Consider the following 1,029-nt stretch of genomic DNA (forward strand, 5'->3'; position numbering starts at 1 on the left):
GCTGCAGATTATTTAGCTTAGCCTCAGCTTCCTGTTCCCGCCTTGATTCAATCATAGATGCGTAAAACCCAATGGCACTCATTTCGTAGAATCCATGATGCTCAAACAAAGCTTCCCATTCATCATAGGCAAATTTACTGATATCAAGAAAGCGCTCAGCTAAATGATAGTATTTTTCATTCCCATCTTTGAGTTCTTTGTCATAGGCTTCATAGTCCATTTTTTCAATTAACAGGTAATCTAAATACTCTTCGAATGTATTATATGTCATTTTAAATCTCTTTTAACTCACCTAAATAGTCACTCCAATATTGCATCATTTCTAGCCTTTTTTCAAAATAATCAGCATGGTTATAACTAGCCCTAATGGTATTAATGTCTTGATGGGCTAACTGTTTTTCAATAACCAATGTTTCAAAGCCTTTTTCATGTAAGACTGTGCTTGCCATGCCCCTAAAACCGTGAGCAACTATTTTATCTTTATATCCTAGTGTATGCAGTGCTTGATTGAGACTGTTTTCACTCATGGTGCGTGACGATTTACTCGCGTGAGGGAAAAGAAAAGCGCGATTTCCAGTGACGTTATGTAGCTCTTGCAACATCGCTAATACTTGAGATGACAAAGGCACAATATGTGTTTGTTTCATTTTCATTTCTTCAGCGGGTATTTTCCATCGTTTCAAATCAAAATCAATATACGCCCATTTAGCAAAACGTATTTCATTTGGTCTTAACATTAAATGTGGGGCTAGTTTTAGTGCCTGTCTAACGACAAATGTACCTTGATAGTTATCTATGTCACGTAACAACTGTCCTATCTCTTTAGGGTCTGTTATGGTTGGCATGTTTTTAGGCTTTGATTTAGTTAATGCACCATTAATGGCATGACAAGGGTCATTAGCACACGCCCCATTCATGATTCCATGTCTAAATACTTGACTCATTATTCCTTTGCATCGTTTAGCCGTTTCGTAAAGCCCCTTGTTTTCAATCCCCTTTAGAAAATCAAGAATGGATTTACTTGATATG

The 1,029-nt window shown here is 36.9% G+C and carries 2 protein-coding genes; both read right to left on the minus strand.

The genetic code is table 11. The features are described 5' to 3' along the window. On the minus strand, positions 1 to 271 hold a 271-nt coding region (locus GCU85_RS09835; protein ID WP_152811010.1), incomplete at its 3' end, for a hypothetical protein. 1 nt (position 272) lies between these two features. Beyond that, on the minus strand, positions 273 to 1,029 hold a 757-nt coding region (locus GCU85_RS09840), incomplete at its 5' end, for a tyrosine-type recombinase/integrase (protein WP_152811011.1).

This window comes from Ostreibacterium oceani, from assembly GCF_009362845.1.
GTDB classification, from domain to species: Bacteria; Pseudomonadota; Gammaproteobacteria; order Cardiobacteriales; family Ostreibacteriaceae; genus Ostreibacterium; species Ostreibacterium oceani.